This is a genomic window from Thalassospira profundimaris, assembly GCF_003326675.1.
Classification (GTDB): domain Bacteria; phylum Pseudomonadota; class Alphaproteobacteria; order Rhodospirillales; family Thalassospiraceae; genus Thalassospira; species Thalassospira aquimaris.
Genome location: NZ_JPWF01000002.1, coordinates 430561 through 454123, shown reverse-complemented (window position 1 = coordinate 454123; position 23563 = coordinate 430561). Strand labels below are relative to the sequence as shown.

The window sequence follows — 23563 nt, the reverse complement described above, 5'->3', positions numbered from 1 at the left end:
AAGCTATCAGTGGTTGATGGTCTGTTGGTGGTGGTTTATACTACTGTATAAATCGATTCTACGTTGCATCACGCAGATCGGGATCAGGTAAAATAATTCCCAAGTAGGGAGTATGTGTCTTGGCTTCGCCCGCCAATCAAGATGATGGTGTTGGTATCACCGACACCGATATTGAACAGGTTCTCGACAGTCGCGCGGAAGATGATTCGGCAGCGGCTAATTCTGATTCCGAAACCGGTTCGCAGGGCGATGGCAATTCCCCCTCATCCGCAAATCAGATTTTCACCAATGTGCAGAACGTCATCGGCAGTGCCTATGACGATATTCTTGTTGGTGATGGCGCGAACAATACGCTGATTGGTGGCGATGGTGACGATATCCTTGAGTCGGGCGAAGGCGAGGATGTGGTCACCGGTGGCGCAGGACGCGACACCTTTGTGCTGGAAAGCGGGTTTGAAAAAACCACGATCACCGATTTTAATGTTTCCGAAGACGAACTTGCTCTGACCGACCTTGGTGTCAGCAGTGTTGTTGATCTGATGTCACTTGCCGCTGATGACGGTGCAGGTAACGTCATCATCACATTTTCGACTGGCGATATTCTGGTTCTTCAGGGTGTCAGCAAGGCCGAACTTGCAAATGTCACCATTGTCGATGCACCGCAAATTGCACCGGTAACTGTTGTTTCCGATGATGCTGCCGATGACGGTTCTGATGCGTCGGGCGAAGACGCGGCAAATGTCATTGATGGCACGTCTGGCGACGATACGATTGTCGGTTCTGACGGCGATGATGTGATTTCGTCGGGTGGCGGCATCGACAGTGTTGATGGTGGTGCGGGCGAAGATACCCTGTCACTTGATGGTGCCGCAGACGGCATGCGTGTCGATCTGGAACAGGGTGTTGCGACCGATGCGACGGGCGCAAACCGTGTTTCCTTTGGCGGGATTGAAAATGTTGAAGGGACGTCCGGTAACGACGTTCTTACCGGTAATTCCGGCGATAATTCCCTTTCGGGCGGTGCGGGTGACGATACCTTCAAATCCAGCGGTGGCAGCGATGTCATTGATGGTGGCGAAGGCGAAAATACCGTTGATTTCAGCGACTCCGAGCAGGGCGTCCATGTTGATCTTGGTTCCGGTGCGGGGCAGGTCAATACATCCGATACAGTAACAGACACATCTGGCAGCGAAACTGGCGATACGGCTGGCGCGGGTGACGAAACGTCGGGTAGCGGTTCGGACAGTCCCGATACTGGCGGCACAGATGGCGGTGCTTCAGATGCCGGTGCCGGTTCATCCGATGATTCGACGACCGGATCTTCGGGCACGGATACCACCGATGGCAGTTCCGAGGACGCGACCGGTTCTGATACGAGCGGTTCAGATGAGGCCGGCTCTGATGCTGGCGCTGGCGAGACGGTCGAAAGTGGTACGGAAACCGGTGGTGCCGAGACAGGCGCTTCAGGTGCCGGAGATTCCGGAGCCGGTGAAACCGGTTCGGGTTCTGGTGATGCGGGTGCGGGCGACAGCACCAATGGCGATGCCGGCTGTGATACTGGCGCAGGTGCGGAATCCGGTGCGACGGACGGATCGGACACATCCGGCGAAGGTGGCTCGACCGACGCGACGTCTGCCGGTTCCGATGCGGCCGGTGGCGATGCGGGAACAGATTCCGGTTCGGCCGATGGTGATGAGGCAACTGGCGATAATTCCGGTTCCGGCGATACCTCGGGCGCAACCGATGGTGAAAGTGCTGCGGGCGATTCTGGTTCGGATAGCGTAGCAGGCTCGGACGGTGGTGATACCGTCGATACCGGTGCGTCCGACACAAGCGACAGCGGTGACACCTCTGGTCAATCCGGTGCGGAAGCTGGCGGCGCAACCGACGGTGAAACCGGTGCCAGCGGTGAAACTGACACTGGTGGAACTGACGCTGGTGACGCAGGTGGCGACGCATCCGGCACTGATGAAGAAGCCGAAACCCAGACCGGTAGCGGCGGCGAAACTGGCGCAACCGATACATCCGATACATCTGGTTCGGACGCATCCGGATCTGATGGTTCAGGCTCTGATACCGGTGGTGATGCGGGTGCTGACCAGGTTTCGGGATCAGATGGATCTGATACGCTTGGCGCTGGTGAAGATACGACTGGCGAGAGCAGCGACCCTGATGCCGCGGGTGGTGATGGTTCTGATGCGACGGGTGAAGACACCGGCGCTGATATCGGGACGGATACCACTGGTGCCGAAGGTGGCACCACGCAGGAAGACAATACCACGTCGGGCGCACAGGCCGGTGCCGATACGACTGGCGGTGATAGCGCCAATACAGATGGTGAAGATACGGCTTCGGGTGCTGATGCCAGTGATCCAGCGTCTGATCCGGCGTCTGACACAAATGATGGGACCGATGGTTCTGGTTCTGCCGAGACCGGTGCGTCTGAAGGCGACGGTACCACGGATCAGGGTGGCGTGACCGAAGGTGAAGCCGGTTCGGAAGATACCGGCACATCAGCCGAAGGCGAAACCGCGACTGACGGTGAGGATGCGTCTTCGGGCGACGGCGGCTCGGGCGATGATTCCGGGGCCACGGCCTTTGATAACACTCCGACGGCTGCCGATGATCTGGTTCAGGGCGGTGATGACGCTGACCACTTTGGTGGTGGCGGCGGGAACGACACGCTTCAGGGCAATGGCGGCGACGATACGCTTGAAGGCAACCTTGGCGACGATGTTTTGCAGGGTGGTGCCGGTGATGACGTCTTGCTGGGAGAAGAAGGTGATGACCTTCTTCAGGGCGGCGAAGGTAATGACAGCCTTGATGGTGGTGCCGGCGACGACGTTCTTCAGGGTGGTTCCGGCGATGACACGCTGATCGGTGGCGATGGCAATGATGTTATGGCTGGTGGTTCCGGCGATGACTTCATGCAAGGCGGTGCCGGTGACGACCACATTCAGGGTGGCAGTGGTACCGATACCGTCAGCTATAGCGACGCGACCAGCGCGGTTACGGTTGATCTTTCGAACGAAACCGCGACGGGCGGTTCGGGCAATGACGTCGTCCAGATGGTCGAGAACGTCATTGGTTCGGATTTTGACGACCATATTACCGGGGATGACGGCAATAACGTCCTTGAAGGCGGGGCTGGAATTGACACCCTGACCGGCGGTGCAGGTGATGACATTCTGACCGGTGGATCGGGCAAGGATGACTTCGAACTGACCGAGAATTTCGGTAACGATACCATTACCGATTTCAACGGTTCAGAAGACATTATCGACCTGTCGCGCCTTGGTGTTCAGGATTTCGCGACCCTGCAAACCATGATGTCGGATGACGGGAACGGCAATACCGTCATTGATTTCGGCGAACAGGGTGTTCTGACCCTTGAAGGTGTCAGCAGTGACAGTCTTGTCGCGGATGATTTCCGCGGATTTGGTCGTATCTTCGAGTCTGAAAATGACGATGTTGAAACCGGTACTGGCGGCAATGACGCCATTTACGGTTACGGCGGGAATGACACCCTGAGTGGTGGTGACGGTGATGATGTCATTTCGGGCGGCTATGGCGATGATACCGTTTCGGGCGGTGCGGGCAATGATACCCTGCGTGGCCAGGAAGGCATTGATACCGTCGATTATTCGGGTGCAAACGGCAGTGTTCAGGTCGATCTCGCAGCTGGAACAGCGACCGGTGCCGATGGCAATGATGTTCTTGATCGTATCGAAAACGTCATCGGGTCAAACTATGACGACGAGATTTCCGGTGATAGCGGTGTAAACGTCCTTGCCGGTGGTGACGGTAACGACACGATTATTGGTCGTGGCGGCAACGACACTCTTGACGGTGGTGCGGGTGATGACCTGTTCTTTGGCGAGGATGGCAATGACACGATTATCGGTGGTGCGGGCAACGACACCCTTGATCTGAGTGCACGTGATACCGCACAGGATGTCCATCTGACGACCGGAACGGCACGTGATACCGAAACCGGGGAAGTTGACCAGGTTTCGGAAATCGAAAACGTCATTACGGGTGCCGGAAATGACACGGTAGTCGGAACATCGGGCGATAACGTTATTTCTACCGGTGCGGGCGACGACGTGGTGCGCGGTGTCGGTGGCAATGACACGATTGACGGTGGTGAAGGCAACGACACCATTGGTTTTGGCAGTGAGAAGGGCCTGAATGTCAATCTTGCGACCGGAACGGCTGTAACCGATTCCGGTACGTCGCAGATTTCGAACTTTGAAAATGTTATCGGTACGGGCAATGCCGACATCATCACCGGTGATGACGGCGACAACATTCTGTCGGGCCTGAATGGCGACGATATTCTTGCCGGTGGTGGCGGGAATGACACCCTTCTTGGCGGTGACGGTATTGATACTGTCGACTATTCCGATGTTGAGGGCGGTGTAACGGTTGACCTTGTCAATGGCGTGGCAAGTGGCGATGGCACCGATACGCTTTCGAGCATTGAAAATGTTGTTACGGGATCGGGCAACGATGTCATCTATGGCGATAGCCAGGGCAACGTTATTGATGCAGGTGCAGGCGATGACACCGTTTATGGTAGTGGCGGCATTGACACGCTGACCGGTGGCGAAGGCACGGATACGCTGAGCTATAACTCGGGCGCGGACAGCACGCTTAATCCGAGTGTTTCTGTTGATCTTGAAGCTGGAACTGTAACGGGCAGCAATTTCGTCGATCAGATTTCCGGTTTCGAAGTTATCGAAGGATCGTCTGGTGCTGACACCATGTTGGGCAGCAGTGGCGATGACGTGTTTATTGGCGGAGCCGGGAATGACACCATCGATGGTCGCGGCGGTGATGACACGCTGACCGGTGGTAGCGGTGCCGACACCTTCGTGGTTTCGCCAGACAGCGGCAATGACGTTGTTACCGATTTCAATCCGGCGAATGATGTCATTGATATTCAGGGGATAGACGGGCTTGAACTGTTCTCTGATATCGCTGATTTCATTGGTGAAGATGCGCTTGGAAACGCCACCATCACGCTTGGTGATGCGGTTATCACCCTTGAAGGCGTTGATCCCAACAGCCTGACCTTTGCCAACTTTGTTGGTATCCGTTCGCTTGAGGGGACTGAAAACAAAGACATCCTCGAAGGTACAAACCGCAGCGATGTTATCGATGCCAAAGCCGGTAATGACACTGTTACAGGTGGTGACGGCAACGACACGATTGATGGTGGTTCGGGCAACGACGTCATTTCTGGCGATGCTGGTGCAGATACCATCACCGGTGGCGAGGGCGACGACGTTATCAGCGGTGGAACCGGCAACGATGTCCTTGATGGCGGTGAGGGTAATGACACCCTGAGCTATCAGGGGCAGACAAGCGGTGTCACAGTTGATCTTGAAACCAATCAGGCAAGTTCGGGTACGGAAACCGATACGATTTCGAATTTCGAAAACGTTACCGGGTCTTCCTATAACGATACGCTGTCAGGTGACGACAATGCCAATACCCTGCGTGGTGGCGTTGGCGACGATATTCTGAATGGCCGTGGCGGTGATGACTATCTTGATGGCGGCGTCGGGAATGACACCTTGGCCGGTGGCGAAGGCAATGACGTCCTTAATGGTGATACCGGGAATGATACGGTTACCTATGCGGATGCATCCGGTGGTGTAAATGTCGATCTTGGTGCCGGTACGGCAACCGGTGCCGACGGTGAAGATACTCTGCTTGATATCGAAAACCTGATCGGCTCTGACCATGACGACATCCTGACCGGATCGGTACAGGACAACACAATTGACGGTGGTGCCGGTAACGACACCATCAATTCCGGTGCAGGTAGTGACGTTGTTACCGGTGGCGAAGGTGCCGATACCTTTGTTCTGGACAATGCCAGCGACGAAGTCCTGGTGACCGACTTTGATCCGTCAGAAGACAAGATTGATCTCAGTGCCTTCAATATCCCGAATTTCGAGGCGCTTAAAAAGCTGATCAGCACCAATGAGAACGGCGATGCCGTGATCACGGTTGATGATCGCATCATGACGCTGAACGGTGTTTCGCCGGAAGATTTGAGCGCGGATAACTTTGTTGATATCGAATCCCTTGGTGCGACCGAGGGTGATGATGTTCTGCAAGGGACATCGTCCGAAGAAATTATCGACGGTCTTGGCGGCAATGACACCATCAACGGCGGTGCCGGTGATGACACCATCTATGGCAATAGCGGTGATGACACGATCATCGGTGGTCAGGGCGCAGACATCATTGATGGCGGCGAAGGCCAGGATACCGTTGATTACAAATCCAGCGGCAGTGTCACGGTTGACCTTGAAGCAGGTACAGGTGGTGTCGCGGGCGAAGATACCCTTATTGATATCGAAAACGTCAATGGTTCAAACCAGAAAGACATCATCACCGGTAACGACGGCGCCAACACGCTGATCGGTAATGGTGGTGATGATACGATTTCGGGTGGTGCCGGTGACGACGCCATTCTGGGCGGTGCAGGCAATGACAAGCTGGTCGGCGGGGCCGGAGATGATGCGCTGATCGGTGGCGATGGTACTGACCTTGCCGATTACAGTGCCGCCGAAGGCGGTGTCACGGTTGACCTGTCAGCGGGTACCGCAAGCGGTGCCGATGGCAACGATACCCTTGAAACCATCGAAAATGTTACCGGTTCGGATCATGACGATACCCTGATCGGGGACGATGGCAACAACACGCTGAGCGGCGGTGCCGGTGATGACGTGCTTGATGGTGGTGCTGGCAACGATCTGCTGATTGGTGGTGCCGGTGATGACATCATCGAGGGTGGCGAAGGCATCGATACCGTCAGCTATGAAAATGGTGAAGCTGTCAGCGTTGACCTGTCCGAAGGGACTGCAACCCGTGCAGACGGCACCGATAGCCTGAGTGGTGTTGAAAACGTCACAGGTTCGAAATTTGACGACATTATTACCGGCGATGACGGCAACAACGTCATTCGTGCCGGTGCCGGTGCCGATACGATCACCGGCGGTGCAGGCGATGATACGCTGACTGGTGGTACGGGTGCAGATGTTTATGTTGTCGGACCGAATGACGGCACAGATACAGTCACCGATTTTGCCGTTGGCGAAGACCAGATCGATATTACCGGCCTTGGTATTGATACCTATGGCGAACTTTATGAATTGATGTCTGAAAACGAAAACGGTGACCTTGTCATCGATTTCGGTGAAGGCACGTCGATGATCCTTAAGGGCGTCAGCCTTGATGATATCACGGCTGACAACTTTATCGGTGTTCGCGACATCGTCGGGACCAGTGGTGATGACACCATGTTTGGCACCGACGGTCAGGATACCCTGTCGGGTCTTGACGGCAATGACACGATTTATGGCCTTGAAGATGATGACAGCATCTTTGGTGGTGATGGTGATGACACCCTGATCGGCGGCGAAGGCAACGACATCCTTGATGGTGGGGATGGTGTTGATACCGCAGATTACAGCGATGAAACCGGTCCGGTTACCGCCAACCTGAATACGGGTACAGCGACCACAGAAGGTGGCAATGACACGCTGCGCAACATCGAAAATATCGTTGCGGGTGCTGGCAACGACACCCTGACCGGTTCTGATGGCGACAACCTGCTGGTTGGCGGCGAAGGCGACGACGTTCTGGAAGGTCTTGACGGCGACGATACGCTTGTCGGTGGCGAAGGCAGTGACACGGTCAGCTATGCCAATGCTCAGGGTGGTGTAACGGTCGATCTTGAAGAACAGACGGCAACCGGTGCTGCGGGTGATGATACCCTGTCGGGGATCGAGAATATTGTTGGTTCCGGTCATGCCGATACACTGGCCGGTGACAGTGGCGATAACAGCATCAATGCCGGTGCAGGCAATGACACGATCATTGCCACGGGCGGCAATGATGTTCTGCGCGGCGGTGCGGGTCTGGATACCGTTGACTATCGTAATGCCACCGGTGGGATTACGGCCGATCTGGAAGCAGGCACGGTAACCGGGCTTGGTACCGATCAGCTTGAAAATATCGAAAACATTACCGGTTCTGATTTCAACGATACCATTCTTGGTAACGAGCTGAACAACGTTCTGTCTGGTGAAGATGGCGACGACATCCTGTTTGGTGGCAACGGTGATGACACCCTGCTTGGTGGTGCTGGCAATGACACGCTGGATGGCGGCAAGGGCAACGACTTCATCGATGGTGGTGATGGCGTTGATACGGTCGATTACAGCGACGAGCAGCAAGGTATCGAGATCAATCTTGGCACCGGCGAAACCGATGATGAAACCGGCGATACCGTTCTGAATGTTGAAAATGTCATCGCAACAAGCCGTAATGACATCATCACCGGTTCGGATGCGGACAATACCATTCTGGCGGGTGCTGGTGATGACGTGCTTAATGTCAGTGCTGGCGACGATGTCATAGACGGTGGTGCCGGTCAGGACCGTATGGATTACAGCGGCAGCAACACGGGTGTTGATGTCGATCTTGAAGCCGGAACTGCCCAGAAAGCCGATGGTACCGATCTTCTGAGTAATATCGAAGATGTTACCGGTTCGGATGCCGATGACAGCATTTCCGGTTCGGCAGATGCCAACACCCTGATCGGTGGCGCAGGCGACGATATCATTGATGGTCGTGCGGGCGATGACCTGATTGCCGGTGGTGAAGGCAATGACACCCTGTCGGGTGGTGACGGTACCGATACGCTTGATTACTCTGATGCATCGGGCGCACAGAACATTGATCTTGGTGCGGGTACGGCAAGTGGTGCCGATGGCGATGACACCATTTCCGGGTTCGAAAATGTAACCGGTACGGATTACGGCGATACCATCACCGGTGACGATGGCGCTAACTCCATCGATGGCGGTGCCGGTAACGACATGCTGACCGGTGGGGCTGGCAATGACATCCTTAATGGTGGCGCCGGTGATGACAGCTTTGTCGGTGAACTTGGCGATGACACCTATATCGGTGGCGAAGGTGCCGACACGCTTGATTATTCGGATGCCTCGTCCGGCCTGAACATCAATCTGCAGACCAACATTGCGACCGGTGATGCGACCGGCACGGATACCTTTAGCGGTATCGAACAAATTATTGCGTCGGACCACGATGATGTTGTTACCGGTGGTGCCGGCAACGATACGGTTCTGGCGGGCAGCGGTAATGACACGCTTACCGGTGGTGCAGGCAATGACATCCTGTTGGGTGAAGACGGCGACGACACCATTTCCGGTGGCGCAGGCCGCGATACGCTTGATGGTGGTGAAGGTGAAGATACCCTTTCCTATGCCGATGAAAATGGCGTTTCGATTGATCTGCAGACCGGTGTAACCAGCACGGGCGACACCATTTCGAACTTTGAAAACCTTGAAGGTTCGGGTGGCAACGATACGCTGCGCGGTGATAGCGGCCGCAACACCCTGAGCGGTGGGGCTGGCAATGACGTGCTTGATGGTCGTGCCGGTGACGACGTTCTGCTTGGCGGTGCGGGCGACGATACGCTACGTGGTGGCGCTGGTAGCGACACCATTGATGGCGGCGAGGGCAACGATACCCTTGATCTTTCAGACCTCACCGGTGATCAGACAGTTGATTTCACCAATGGTACGGCGACCGATGGCACCGATACCGACAGCTTTACCAACATTGAAAATGTCGTCACGGGTGATGGCAATGACCTGATCATTGGCGATGACAATGGCAATGTCATTGATGCAGGCAATGGTGATAACACCGTCGAAGGCGGTGTTGGTGAAGATGTTATCACCACCGGCGATGGCGCGGATCTGGTTGATGGTGGTGCGGGTAACGACACCATCAATACCGGTGCGGGTGCCGATACGGTTCTGGGTGGTGACGGCAACGACGTTATTTCGTCGGGCGCCGGTGACGACCTGATCGAAGGCGGTGCCGGTAACGACACCATTTCGGCCGGTAGCGGCAATGACACCATTGATGGTGGTGCCGGTAACGACACGATCCTGTCGGGTGCGGGTGATGATGTCATCATCGGTGGCGACGGGGTTGATACCGCAAGCTATATCGACTCTGAAGCCGGAGTTGTGGTTGATACCAGCAACAATACGGTCAGCGGTTCTTCGATCGGAACCGATACCCTTGATGGCATCGAAATTGTTCGCGGTTCGGAATTCAACGATACCTTTATCGGCGGTGGTCAAAGCGACACCTTTGTTGGTGGCGCAGGGGATGACACCTTTGACGCCGGTGCAGGCAATGACACGCTGACCCTTGGCAGCGGTGCCGACCAGGTGATCTTCAATCCGGGCGATGGCAATGACACCATCACCGACTTCAATGTCGGCGCCGACAAGATCGACCTGACCAGCTTTAATATCGCGGGTTACGACGCGCTTGAAGAACTGTTTGGCACCAATGCCAACGGTGATCTGACCATCAGTCTGGAAAGTGGTGACACCATCACCCTTCAGGGTGTCAAGGCAGGCCAGCTGAGTGCGGATAACTTTATTGGCGTTGATGTCCGTCTGGGCACCGACGACGCCGATGAAATGATCGGTGGCGATGGTGATGACATCATCAATGCGCTGGGCGGTGATGACACGGTCGATGGCGGTGTTGGCAATGACCGTCTGATCGGTGGTGACGGCAACGATACCCTTGATGGCGGTGTTGGTAATGACACGCTGGTCGGCGGTGCCGGATCGGATGTCCTGATCGGTGGCGAAGGCAATGACACGGTTGATTATTCGACCGAAGATGCAGGCATTGTTGCCGATCTTGAAAACGGAACAGTGACCGGTGGCGAGGGTGATGACACCCTTGACGGCATCGAAAACGTTATTGGTACGCTCCATGACGACGTTCTGATTGGCAATGACCAGAACAACACCCTGTCGGGTCTTGATGGTGATGACAGCTTTGTCGGTGGTACCGGTGATGATGTGATCGATGGCGGCGAAGGTTCCGATACCGTTGATTATAGCGGTGCAACCCAGGGCGTTACAGTCGATCTTGATGCCGGAACAGCAACCGGTCAGGGTTCCGATACCCTTAATGACATCGAAAATGTCGTCGGATCCGACTTCAATGACGAGATTACCGGCGACGACGGCAATAACACCATTTCGTCCGGTGCTGGTGGTGATGCGATCAATGCCGGTGCAGGCAATGACGTGATTGATGCAGGCGACGGTATCGACGAAGTCAGTGGCGGTGACGGTGACGACATCATTGATGGCGGTGCCGGTGGCGACATCCTGTTGGGTGAAGCAGGCAATGACACCATCATGGGCGGCGAAGGCGATGATATCGTCGAAGGCGGTGCCGGTGATGACTGGGTTTATGGTGATGCAGGCGACGATATCCTTGATGGTGGCGAGGGCGATCTGGATACGGTCGACTATTCCAATGTTGATGGCGGCGTCACGGTTGACCTGATCAAGGAATATGCGACGGGTGCCGCAGGTGATGACATTGTTCGTAACTTCGAACGTGTTATCGGTACCGATTATGCCGATACCCTGATCGGCAGCGATGGCATCAACACCCTTGATGGTGGTTCGGGCAACGATACCCTGTTTGGCGGTGCTGGCGATGACGTGATCATCACCGGCGACGGCGAAGATATGATCGTTCTGAAGCCGGGCGGCGGACATGACACCGCGACCGACTTTGATATCGAAGAAGACATGATCGATCTGTCGTCATATGGCATCGAGGATTACGCAACCCTGCGCGATCAGATGTATGACGACGAGAACGGCAATGCCGTGATCACGGTCGGCGATGACAGCATCACGCTTGAAGGCGTGTCTGTGGACGACCTGACGCCGAAGAACTTCTTTGGCTATGACGTTATTTACGGCACCGAGTTCGAAGACAACATCACCGGCAGCCAGATCAGCGATGAAATCCACGCCCTTGAAAGCGATGACATCATCGACGGTCAGGCCGGTAACGATGATATTTATGGCGATGCCGGTGACGATACGCTGATCGGTGGTGCGGGCGACGATACCCTGCGCGGCGGTGAAGGCAGCGATACGGCCGACTATGCCGACACGACCGAAGGTGTGACTGTTGATCTGGGCGCGGGAACCGCGACCGGCGAAGCAGGCAATGATACCCTTGAAAGCATCGAAAACGTTACCGGCGGTGCCGGTGATGACATCCTGATTGGCGATGAAAATGCCAACATTCTGGATGGCGGTGCAGGCAATGACACCGTTTATGGCAATGGCGGTGATGACACCCTTATTGGCGGCGAGGGCGATGATGTCCTGTCCTACGAAGATGCGGAAAGTGGCGTAAATGTTGATCTGGATGCCGGAACGGCAACCGGTGGCGCAGGCAATGACGTCATTGACGGCTTTGAGACCCTGATCGGGTCGGATCATGACGATACGCTTGCCGGTAACGATGCCAATAACGTCATTGATGGCGGTGCCGGTGATGACACGCTTTCGGGCGGTGCCGGTGACGACACCCTGATCGGTGGCGACGGCAACGATATCGTTGATTATTCCGACCAGACCGACGCGGTTGTTGTCGATCTTGAAAACGGTACCGGTACGGCGACCGATGGCGTCGATACCCTTGATGGTATCGAAGGTGCGACCGGTGGTGCGGGTGATGACACCCTGATCGGTTCGACCGGCGACAATATCCTGTCGGGCGGTGCCGGTAACGATACCCTGACCGGTGGTGCAGGCAATGACACCCTTGCCGGTGGCGAGGGCGCGGACCTTGTTGATGGCGGAACCGGTGACGACGTTCTGTCGTTCGAAGGTGATCGCATCGGTGCGGACGGTGAAACCACCGATCATGTCGGCAGCCCGACCACGGATGGCACCGGTGAAACTGCCGATATTTCCGGCAAGAACCTTTCTGATGACAGCTTTGTCGGTGGCGAGGGCAATGACACCCTGGTTGCCGGTTCTGGCGACGATGCAATTATTCTGGACCGTGATCATGCCGGTGGCGGATCGGCCAACCCGGCAATTGTCGATATTGAAAATATCGATGCCGGTGCCGGTAACGACGTTGTCGACCTGACCAGCGAAGTTCACTCCTATGGCGATGTCACGATCGACGGCGGCGAGGGTGATGACACCATCTGGTCGAATGATGGCAATGACGTCATTTATGGCGGCGAAGGTGCCGATAATATCCATGGTGGTGCTGGTGACGACGTGATCGATGGCGGTGCCGGGGATGACGTCCTTGATGGTGGCGAAGGTACCGACACCATCGACGGCGGCACGGGCAATGACACGATTGCGGCTGGTGCCGGTAATGACATCCTGATTGGTGGCGATGGTTCCGATACGCTTGATATGTCCGGCGCAGACGGTGCAACCATTGATCTGGGTGCGGGCACGGCAAGCAGCGATGCGACCGGTGTCGACAGTCTTTCCGGGTTTGAAAACGTCATTGCGACCGATGGTGATGACACCATTACCGGTTCGGACAGCGATAACACGATTGATGCCGGTGCAGGCAACGATACGGTGACCCTGGATGCCGGGAATGACAATCTTGATGGTGGCGAGGGTGTCGACACCCTTGATCTGTCGGGAACGACGGGCGGCGTTACAGTTGATCTGGGCGCAGGTACGGCAAGTGGTGCCAATACCGGTACGGACACGATTGCCAACTTTGAAAATGTCACAGGGTCGGATGATGCCGATACCATTACCGGTTCGGACGATGCCAACGTCATTGATGGCGGTGCCGGTGACGACGTGATCGACGGTGGTGCGGGCGACGACATCCTGTCAGGTGGCGAAGGCAATGACACGCTTGCCGCAGGCGAAGGCAACGATACGCTTTCGGGTGGTGCCGGTGCGGATACCTTTGTCTTTGGCGATGGCACCGATGCGGATCTGGTCACCGACTTTGATCTGAATGCCGATGTGATTTCCCTGCCGGATCTCGGGATTTCGGCCTGGACCGATTTGCAGCCGCTTCTGTCTGATGGACCGGACGGTGCTGTCATTACCCTGCCATCTGGTGGCACGGTAACGCTTGCCGGTGTGGCGGTCGGTGATCTGACGCCGGATCACTTCAAGGATGTCGCCAATGTCGGAACGCCCGGTGAAGACACCCTTGGCGGCGGCGATGGCGATGACAATATCGACGGCGATGATGGCGATGATACCGTAGACGGCGGTGGCGGCGACGATACCCTTCAGGGTGGCGGCGGCAACGACACGGTCAGTGGTGGCGATGGCAATGACAGCGTCGATGGCGGTGACGGTGATGATTCTGTTGGCGGTGGCGACGGTGATGACACTGTTTCCGGCGGTGGCGGCGATGATACGCTAAGCGGTGGTAGCGGTTCCGATACGCTTGATGGCGGTGACGGTAACGACGTCCTTCAGTTCGAAGCCGACCGTATCGGTCAGGCTGGCGATGAAACCGACCATGTCGGCAGCCCGGGTGTTGATGGCACCGGCGATGTTGCCGATCTTGAAGGTCTTGGTATCAGCGATGACCAGTTCGATGGCGGCGAAGGTGTTGATACGCTTCTTGGTACGTCGGGTGCGGATGCGATCATTCTTGATAACGATCACGCAGACGGTTCGAACGCACCGTCAATCAGCGGCATTGAGGTCATCGATACCGGCGCAGGTGATGACGTTGTCGATCTGACCAGCCAGACCGACGCATATGGCGATGTAACTGTGAATGCCGGGACCGGCAATGACACGGTCTGGACCAGTGCGGGCAATGATGAAATCAATGCCGGTGACGGCGATGACGTGATCAATGACGGTGCAGGTAACGACTTTGTCGATGCCGGTGCAGGCAATGATACGATCGCAGGCAGCCTCGGCAATGATACCCTTCTGGGTGGCGAAGGCACGGATACCCTTGATCTGTCCGATGTGACGGTTGATGTTGCGGTCAATCTTGAAGATGGCACCGCCAACAGCAGCCAGACCGGTGCGGATATCATTTCCGGGTTTGAAAATCTGGTGACCGGATCGGGCGATGATACCATTGTTGGCAGCGCATCCGACGACACCATCTCGACCGGCGACGGTGCCGATACTATTGACGGCGGTGATGGCATTGACCTGATCGATGCGGGTGCCGGGAATGACGTGATTTCCGATGGTGCGGGCAGTGACCTTGTCATGGCCGGTGCCGGTGACGATACGGTTGTAGCCGGTTCGGGCAATGACAGCCTGGATGGCGGCGACGGTATTGATACCATTGATATGTCGAACGCATCGGGTGATGCGGTTGTCAATCTGGGTGCGGGTACGGCGACTTCGGCCGAGACCGGAAATGACCAGATTTCGAACTTTGAAAATGTCATCACCGGTGCCGGTGATGATGTCATCACCGGTTCGAACGCCGATAACGTGATCAATGCCGGTGCAGGCAATGACACCATTGATGGTGGTGCAGGCGACGATACCGTTTCCGGTGGTGCAGGTGCGGATACGTTCGTCTTTGCCGATGGCGTCTATGACGATGTGGTCAGTGATTTCACCCCGGGCGAAGACAAGCTTTCGATTGATGATCTTGGCATCGAACGCTGGGCCGATCTTGTGCCGTTGCTTAGTGAAAACGGTAATGGTGATGCGGTTCTGAACCTGCCAGCGGGCGGTACGGTGACCCTGATCAATGTTGGTCTGAGTGATCTGAGCGCAGATGACTTTAACAATATCACCGACGGCGCGACCCCGTATGACGATGATCTGCTGGGTACCGACGAAGACGACACCATTGACGCGCTTGCCGGTGACGACACCGTTTCCGGTGGTGCAGGTGACGACACGCTGCTTGGCAATGATGGCGATGACACCATTGATGGTGGCACCGGCAATGACAGCATCGATGGCGGTACTGGCAGCGATACACTTACCGGTGGTGCCGGTGATGATGCGATTGCCGGTGGTGATGACAATGACACGCTGTCGGGCGGTTCGGGCGATGACACCCTTGACGGTGGTTCGGGCAACGACGTTCTGAACTTCGAAGCCGATGGTACAGCCGACACCGGCGATACCACCGAACATACCGGTAGCCCGGGTGTGGATGGTACGGGCGATCTTGCCGGTATCAGCGGCAAGAACATTTCCGACGATACCTTTATCGGTGGCGAGGGTAACGACACTCTTAATATGACCGGTGGCAGTGATGCGCTGATCCTTGACGGTTCGAAACTAGGAGATGGTCAAACCACCGAGCCGACCGTCGAAACCCGTACGCTTGGCCTGACGGAATCGGCAAGTGCCGCAGATGTTCAGGCCGCTTGGGCGGATGCGAACCTGTATGCCTTTGACTTCGGGACGTCGTTTGTTGATGAAAACGGCAAGCTGAACCTTGCGGCGGCAGATGACACCGTGACCTTTGACGGTAACGGCATTGGCAATGATGGTGGCAGCCCGGCGGGCAGCCAGATCAACCACAACGCCGCAACCGGCGAAAGCGAAGCAATCGTTGTTGATCTTGGTGCCGATGCGACCACCGCAACGGTTCAGGTTTCCAACCTCATGGCCAACGAAGCCAGCGGCGAGGTTGGTTCCTGGCAGGCATTTGATGCCGATGGCAACCTTGTGGCTTCCGGTACGCTTGATAGCAGCACGATTACCTACACCAGCAATGGTGTCGGTACGGCAACCATCAGCGTCACTGACGGTTCTGGCAGCTCGGTCGAATTCCGCTATATCGCGTTTGAAAGCGAGCCCTATGCCAGCGGCTCCAGCGGTTCGGACAGCAGTGACTTCTTTGTCCGATCCATCAGCTTTGACACAATTGTTGATGAAACCGTCACCGATGGCGCGCGCCTTGACGGGGTTGAGGTCATCAATGCCGGTGACGGCAATGACGTGGTCGATCTGACCAGCGACACGATTTCCTATGGCGATGTCACGATCAATGGTGGTTCGGGTGCCGATACCCTTTGGGGTAACGCGGGCGACGATACCATTCGCGGTGAACTGGGTGATGACAACATCCACGGTGGTGCCGGTGATGACTACCTCGATGGTGGTTACGGCGATGATGTGATCAATGGTGGTGTTGGTAATGACACCCTGCTTGGCGGCACGGGCGAAGATGAACTTCGCGGTGGTGCAGGCGATGACACCATCGTCGGTGGTGCCGATGTCGATACCGTCATTTATGACGATGCCACGTCCGGTGTTGATGTCGATCTGGCCAATTACACCGCCACCGGCGGTGCGGGGAACGACGCGATCTATCAGGTCGAGAACGTTACCGGTTCGGACCATGACGACATCATCAAAGGTGACAGCAAAGCCAACATTCTTGATGGCGGTGCCGGTGATGACACCCTTGTCGGTGGCGCGGGCAACGATACCCTGCGCGGCGGCGATGGCACTGATACCGCGGATTACAGCAACGCAAATGCTGCTGTGAATGCGAACCTGTCCACCGGTGTTGCCAAGGTTGGCACGACCGAAACCGACAAGCTTTCAAGCATTGAAAACCTGATCGGTTCGGCGGGGAACGATACCCTGACAGGTTCGGACGGGGATAACACCCTGACCGGTGGTCTGGGCAATGACATTCTTGTCGGCAATGGCGGCGATGACCTTCTTGAAGGTGGTGCCGGCAATGACAGCCTTGATGGTGGTGAAGGTAACGACACCCTTGATGGTGGCGACGGCAACGATGTGATCAATGCCGGTGCGGGTAACGACACGGTCGACGGCGGTGCGGGTGACGATACCGTGCTGGCCGGTGCAGGCGACGATACGCTTGCTGGTGGTGAAGGCACCGATACGCTTGACCTGTCCGAGGCCGCCAGTGGTGCGACGGTTGATCTGGGTGCAGGTACGGCATCCTCGACCGAGACCGGCAATGACAGCATTTCCGGATTTGAAAATGTTGTCGGTGGTGCCGGTTCTGACACGATTACCGGTTCTGACGGCGATAACGTGATTTCCGGCAATGGCGGGGACGATGTCCTTGACGGCGGTGCCGGCAATGACACGATTTCCGGTGGTGCCGGCAACGATACGGTCATGGCCGGTGCAGGCGACGATACCCTTGCGGGTGGCGAAGGCACTGATACGCTTGACCTGTCCGAAGCTACCAGTGGCGCGACGGTTGATCTGGGCGCTGGTACGGCAAGCTCGGCCGAAACCGGTAATGACAGCATTTCCGGCTTTGAAAACCTGACCACGGGTGATGGTGATGACACCATTACCGGTTCGTCCGGTGACAACGTTATCAATGCCGGTGCAGGCAATGACACGATTGCCGCCGGTGATGGTGATGACACCATTTCGGGTGGTGCGGGTGCCGATAAGCTGATCTTCGAAGATGGTACGGACAATGACGTCGTTACCGACTTCGATGTTGATGAAGATGTGATTTCCCTGCCGGATCTGGGCATTACGGCCTGGACCGACCTTAAGGCCCTGCTGTCTGAGGACGGCAATGGCAATACTGTGATCAACCTGCCGGCGGGCGGTACGATCATGCTGGTTGGCGTTGCCCTTGATCAGCTTGGCCCGGATCAGTTCGAAGGTGTCGAAAACATCGCGACCGGCGGTGACGATACGCTCGGAGGTGGCGATGGTGATGACACCATCAATGGCGGTGGCGGGGACGATACCATCAGTGGTGGTTCAGGTGGCGATACGCTTGGCGGTGGTTCCGGCGATGACACCCTTGATGGTGGTGACGGCGACGATACCCTGACCGGTGGCGAAGGCAGCGATACGCTTGACGGTGGTGCCGGTGACGACGTTCTTCAGTTCGGTGCGGACCGCACAGGAACGGACGCCGATGACACCGACCATATCGGAAGCCCGGGTGTTGATGGCACCGGCGATGTCGCAAGCCTTGATGGCCTTGGTATCAGTGATGACCAATATGCCGGTGGCGAAGGCGTTGATACGCTTGTCGGTACCGATGGTGGCGATGCCATTATTCTGGATGGTGATCACGACAACGGTGCAACCGATCCGTCGATTTCGGGAATCGAAGTCATCAATGCCGGTGGCGGTGATGACGTTGTCGATCTGACCAGCCAGACCCATGGTTATGGCGATGTCACGGTCGATGGTGGCGAGGGTAACGACACCCTGTGGACCAATGCGGGCAATGACACCGTTCTGGGTGGTGCCGGTAATGATGTGATCCATGCCGGTGCGGGCAGCGACGTTATCAATGGCGGTACGGGTGACGACACCGTGATCGCAAGTGCCGGTGATGACAGCATCGATGGCGGCGAGGGTTCCGATACCTTTGATGCATCGACCAGCAATGGCGCAACGATTGATCTTGGTGCAGGCACGGCATCCTCGGCCGAGACCGGAAATGACAGCCTGACCAGCATTGAAAACGTGATCGGTTCGGATGGTGCAGACACCATTACGGGCAGCGACGCCGACAACACGATTGTCGCGGGCGATGGTGCCGATACGATCAATGATGGTGCGGGGAATGACGTTATCGATGCCGGTGCAGGTAATGACAGCCTGATTGCCGCAGCCGGTGATGACAGCATTGATGGCGGCGAGGGTGAAGATACCCTTGATATGAATGCCGCCAACGGTGCGACGGTCGATCTCGAAGCAGGAACTGCAAGCTCGGATGCGACCGGATCGGACAGCATCAGCAGCATCGAAAATATCATTGGTTCGGACGGCGATGATGTTCTGACCGGATCAAGCGGTGATAACACCATTCTGGGTGGTGCCGGTGATGACACCATCGAAGGTGGTGCCGGTGGCGATTACCTTGATGGTGGCGAAGGCCGCGATACGATCAGCTTTGAAGGATCGGACGCAGGCGTCGAGATTTACCTTGGTGAAACCGATGCCAATGCCAAGACACCGGGTGAAGCAGGCCGTGCCTATGATGGCGATGCGGCGGGTGATATTCTTGCCAACTTCGAAAAAGTCATCGCATCGGCCCATGACGATTATGTCTATGGCAACAGCCAGAACAACGAAGTTGATCTGGGCGATGGCAATGACACCTTCGACAATGTCGAGGCAGATGTCAGCGAAGACACCATTGATGGGGGTCTTGGCAATGACACGATCTGGGCTGGTGACGGTTCCGACACCCTGCTGGGTGGCGAGGGCGACGATTACCTGAACGGTGAAAAAGGCGATGATTACCTTGATGGTGGTGCCGGTACGGACCGCCTGATCGGTGGCGACGGCAATGACACCCTTGATGGTGGCGAAGGTGACGACACGCTGAGTGGTGGTTCGGGTGCCGACCTTATTCAGGTTAGCAGCCTGATCGGTCACAAGCTTGTCACCGACTTCAACACCAGCGTTGATCAGATTTCGCTCGATGCTTTGGATATCAGCACCTGGTCCGAACTTGCCCCGCTTCTGTCGGAAGTTAATGGCAATACGGTGATTGATCTGGGTGATCAAGGCTCGGTCACGCTGCTTGGTGTCCGTCTGAACGATGTTTCGGCCGATATGTTTGTCGGCATTGAAAATGACGGTGGCGCAACGCCGTTCGATGACGTCCTGATCGGTACCGACGAAGATGACTATATAGACGCGCTTGCCGGGAATGACGTGGTCGATGGCGGTGCCGGTGATGACACCATCAACGGCATGGAAGGCGACGATAACCTTTCGGGTGGCACAGGCGATGACACCATCACCGGTGGCAGCGGCAATGACGTTATTTCCGGTGGTGATGGCAACGATACCCTTGATGGTAACGACGGCCATGATGTGATTGCAGGCGGTGCCGGTGATGACACCCTTGTCGGTGGTGCCGGTAACGACGTCATGGATGGCGGCGGCGGCGATGATTACATCGACGGCATGGACGGTGACGACACCATCACCGGTGGTGATGAAACCGACACCATCTATGGTTCGGCCGGTAACGACAGCCTTGATGGTGAAGGCGGCGACGACGTCATTTATGGCGGCGACGACAATGACAGCATCGCAGGTGGTGCGGGCAATGACCTTCTGTCGGGTGATGCCGGTAATGACACCATTGATGGCGGTACGGGCAACGACACGCTTCTGGGCGGTGATGGCGACGACACCCTGAATGGTGGCGATGGCGATGACGTTCTGTCCGGTGGTGCCGGTAATGACGTGATGGATGGTGGTGCCGGTAACGACACCCTGACCGGAACCGATGGGGCCGATACCCTGATGGGTGGTTCGGGCAATGATACGCTTGATGGCGGTGCGGGTGACGATACCTATACCGGTGGAACAGGTTCGGATCAGATCCTTGTTTCCAACAATTCCGGTGACAAGGTCGTACACGGCTTCAATCCGAACGAAGATCAGATCAATCTGGCCGCCCTTGATGTCGATGACTGGACCGCGCTTAAGGGGCTTATGACCGAGGTGAATGGCAATACTGTCATTGATCTTAATGGTCAGGGCACGTTGACCCTGGTTGGCATCACGATCAATCAGCTGAATGCGGATATGTTTGTCGGTATCGAGGCATCGACTGGACCGACCCCGTATGACGATCTGCTTTACGGCACCAGCAACAATGACACCATCGCGGCCCTGTCGGGTGATGACACGGTCTATGGCCTGAATGGTCAGGACACCCTGACCGGCATGGAAGGCAATGACAGCCTTTATGGTGGTGATGGCGACGACGTGCTTGGCGGTGACGAGGGCGATGACCTTGTCGAAGGCGGCAGCGGTCAGGACACCATCACCGGCGGTACGGGCAACGATACGCTTGATGGCGGTTCGGGTGATGACCGTGTCTGGGGTGGTGACGGCAATGACACCATCATCGGTGGTCAGGGTCAGGACAAGCTGTATGGCGAGGCTGGCAACGACACCATTTCCGGCGGCACCGGTGACGATACTCTTTATGGCGGCGCGGGTTCCGACGTCCTTGATGGCGGCGAGAACAACGACAAGCTTTATGGCGGTGACGATGCCGATACGCTGAGTGGCGGCAATGGCGATGACAAGCTGTATGGCGATGCAGGCAATGACACCCTGATTGGTGGGGCCGGACATGACACGCTTGTCGGTGGGGCTGGCCGTGATACGGCAAGCTATGCCGATGCGACCTCGGCGGTGGCTGTTAACCTTGAAAGCGGGTCGGCAACCGGCGGTGCGGGCAATGACATCCTGTCGTCGATCGAGGACCTGATCGGTTCGAACTTCAATGATTACCTGTTTGGTGATGATGGTTCGAACCTGCTGTCCGGCCTTGATGGCAATGACGTTCTTGGCGGTGATGCCGGGGATGACACCATCTGGGGCGGTGCAGGCAACGATACGATCAATGGTGGCAGCGGTTCGGACATCATCGATGCCGGTGCGGGCAATGACACCATCGAATATCAGAAGGATGCGACCTGGAGCGGCAGCTATGCTGCGAAAAACGTTGGCGATCCGGGTATGGCCGGTTCCAACGAACAGATCAATCTTTCGGGTTACAACCGTTCGCAGGATATCATTGATGGCGGCGACGGGACCGATACCCTGTCGATGACCAGTGGCAATGATGCCCTGTTCCTGGATGATACCTTTACCGATCCGGGTACCAGCCCGCGCATCTCGAATATCGAGGTGATTGATGCCGGTAACGGTGACGACATCATCGATCTGACCAGCGATACGCACAGCTATGGCGATGTTACAATCCTTGGCGGTACCGGCGATGATATCGTCTGGAGCAATGCGGGTGATGACGTTATCGATGGCGGTGAAGGCAATGACACCCTTTGGGGTGGATCGGGTGCCGATACCATCAGTGGCGGCAATGGCGTCGATATTCTCAACGGCGGTGCCGGTGACGATGTTCTGCAATACAATGCCGACGATACCTGGGGTAATAGCTGGTACGCGCTGAATGACGGATCGCCAAGTGAAGATGGTCATCAGCATGATAACGGCTGGGGTCACGATAACCATAATGGCAACGGTTGGGGCCATGATGATGGTGGTGACGAAGGCACTGGCGAATATGTCAATCTGGGTGGCTATAACCAGTCCAACGATGTCTTTATCGGTGGTGAAGGTACAGACACCCTGCAGATGACCAGCGGCGACGACGCCCTGTTCCTGCGTGACAGTGTCAGCGAAGGTGCGTCGAACGTCCGTATCAGCGGTATCGAGGTGATCGAGGCCGGTGACGGCAATGACATCATCGATCTGACCAGTGATATCGAAAGCTATGGCAATGTGACCCTTGATGGTGGTGCCGGTGACGACACCCTGTGGTCAAATGCCGGTGACGATCTGTTGCTGGGCGGTGCGGGCAACGACCATCTCTATGGCAGTGCCGGGGATGACACCCTGACCGGTGGTACTGGTTGGGATACGTTCCAGATCGGCAAAACCGATGGTCACGACATCATCACCGACTTTACGCCGGGCGAAGACATCATTGATCTGTCGGAGTGGAACTATAACAACTTCAGCCAGATTCAGAATGACATGCATATCGACGTTGATGGCAATGTCGTCATCGAACTGGGCAATGATGCATCGGTTACTCTGATGGGGGTCAATGACCCGGATGATCTGAATGCGGATGATTTCGGATTTGGCAGCAACTGCTAAATCCTGAAGGCCGAACACAGAAAACG

General features: G+C 56.4%; 1 protein-coding gene. It reads left to right on the top strand.

What is annotated here, in order from left to right:
• Positions 1–119 precede the first annotated feature (119 nt).
• Positions 120–23537 (top strand): M10 family metallopeptidase C-terminal domain-containing protein, encoded by a 23418-nt coding sequence (locus TH19_RS23005; RefSeq protein WP_114101140.1) that lies wholly within the window; start codon positions 120–122, stop codon positions 23535–23537.
• Positions 23538–23563: the final 26 nt, after the last annotated feature.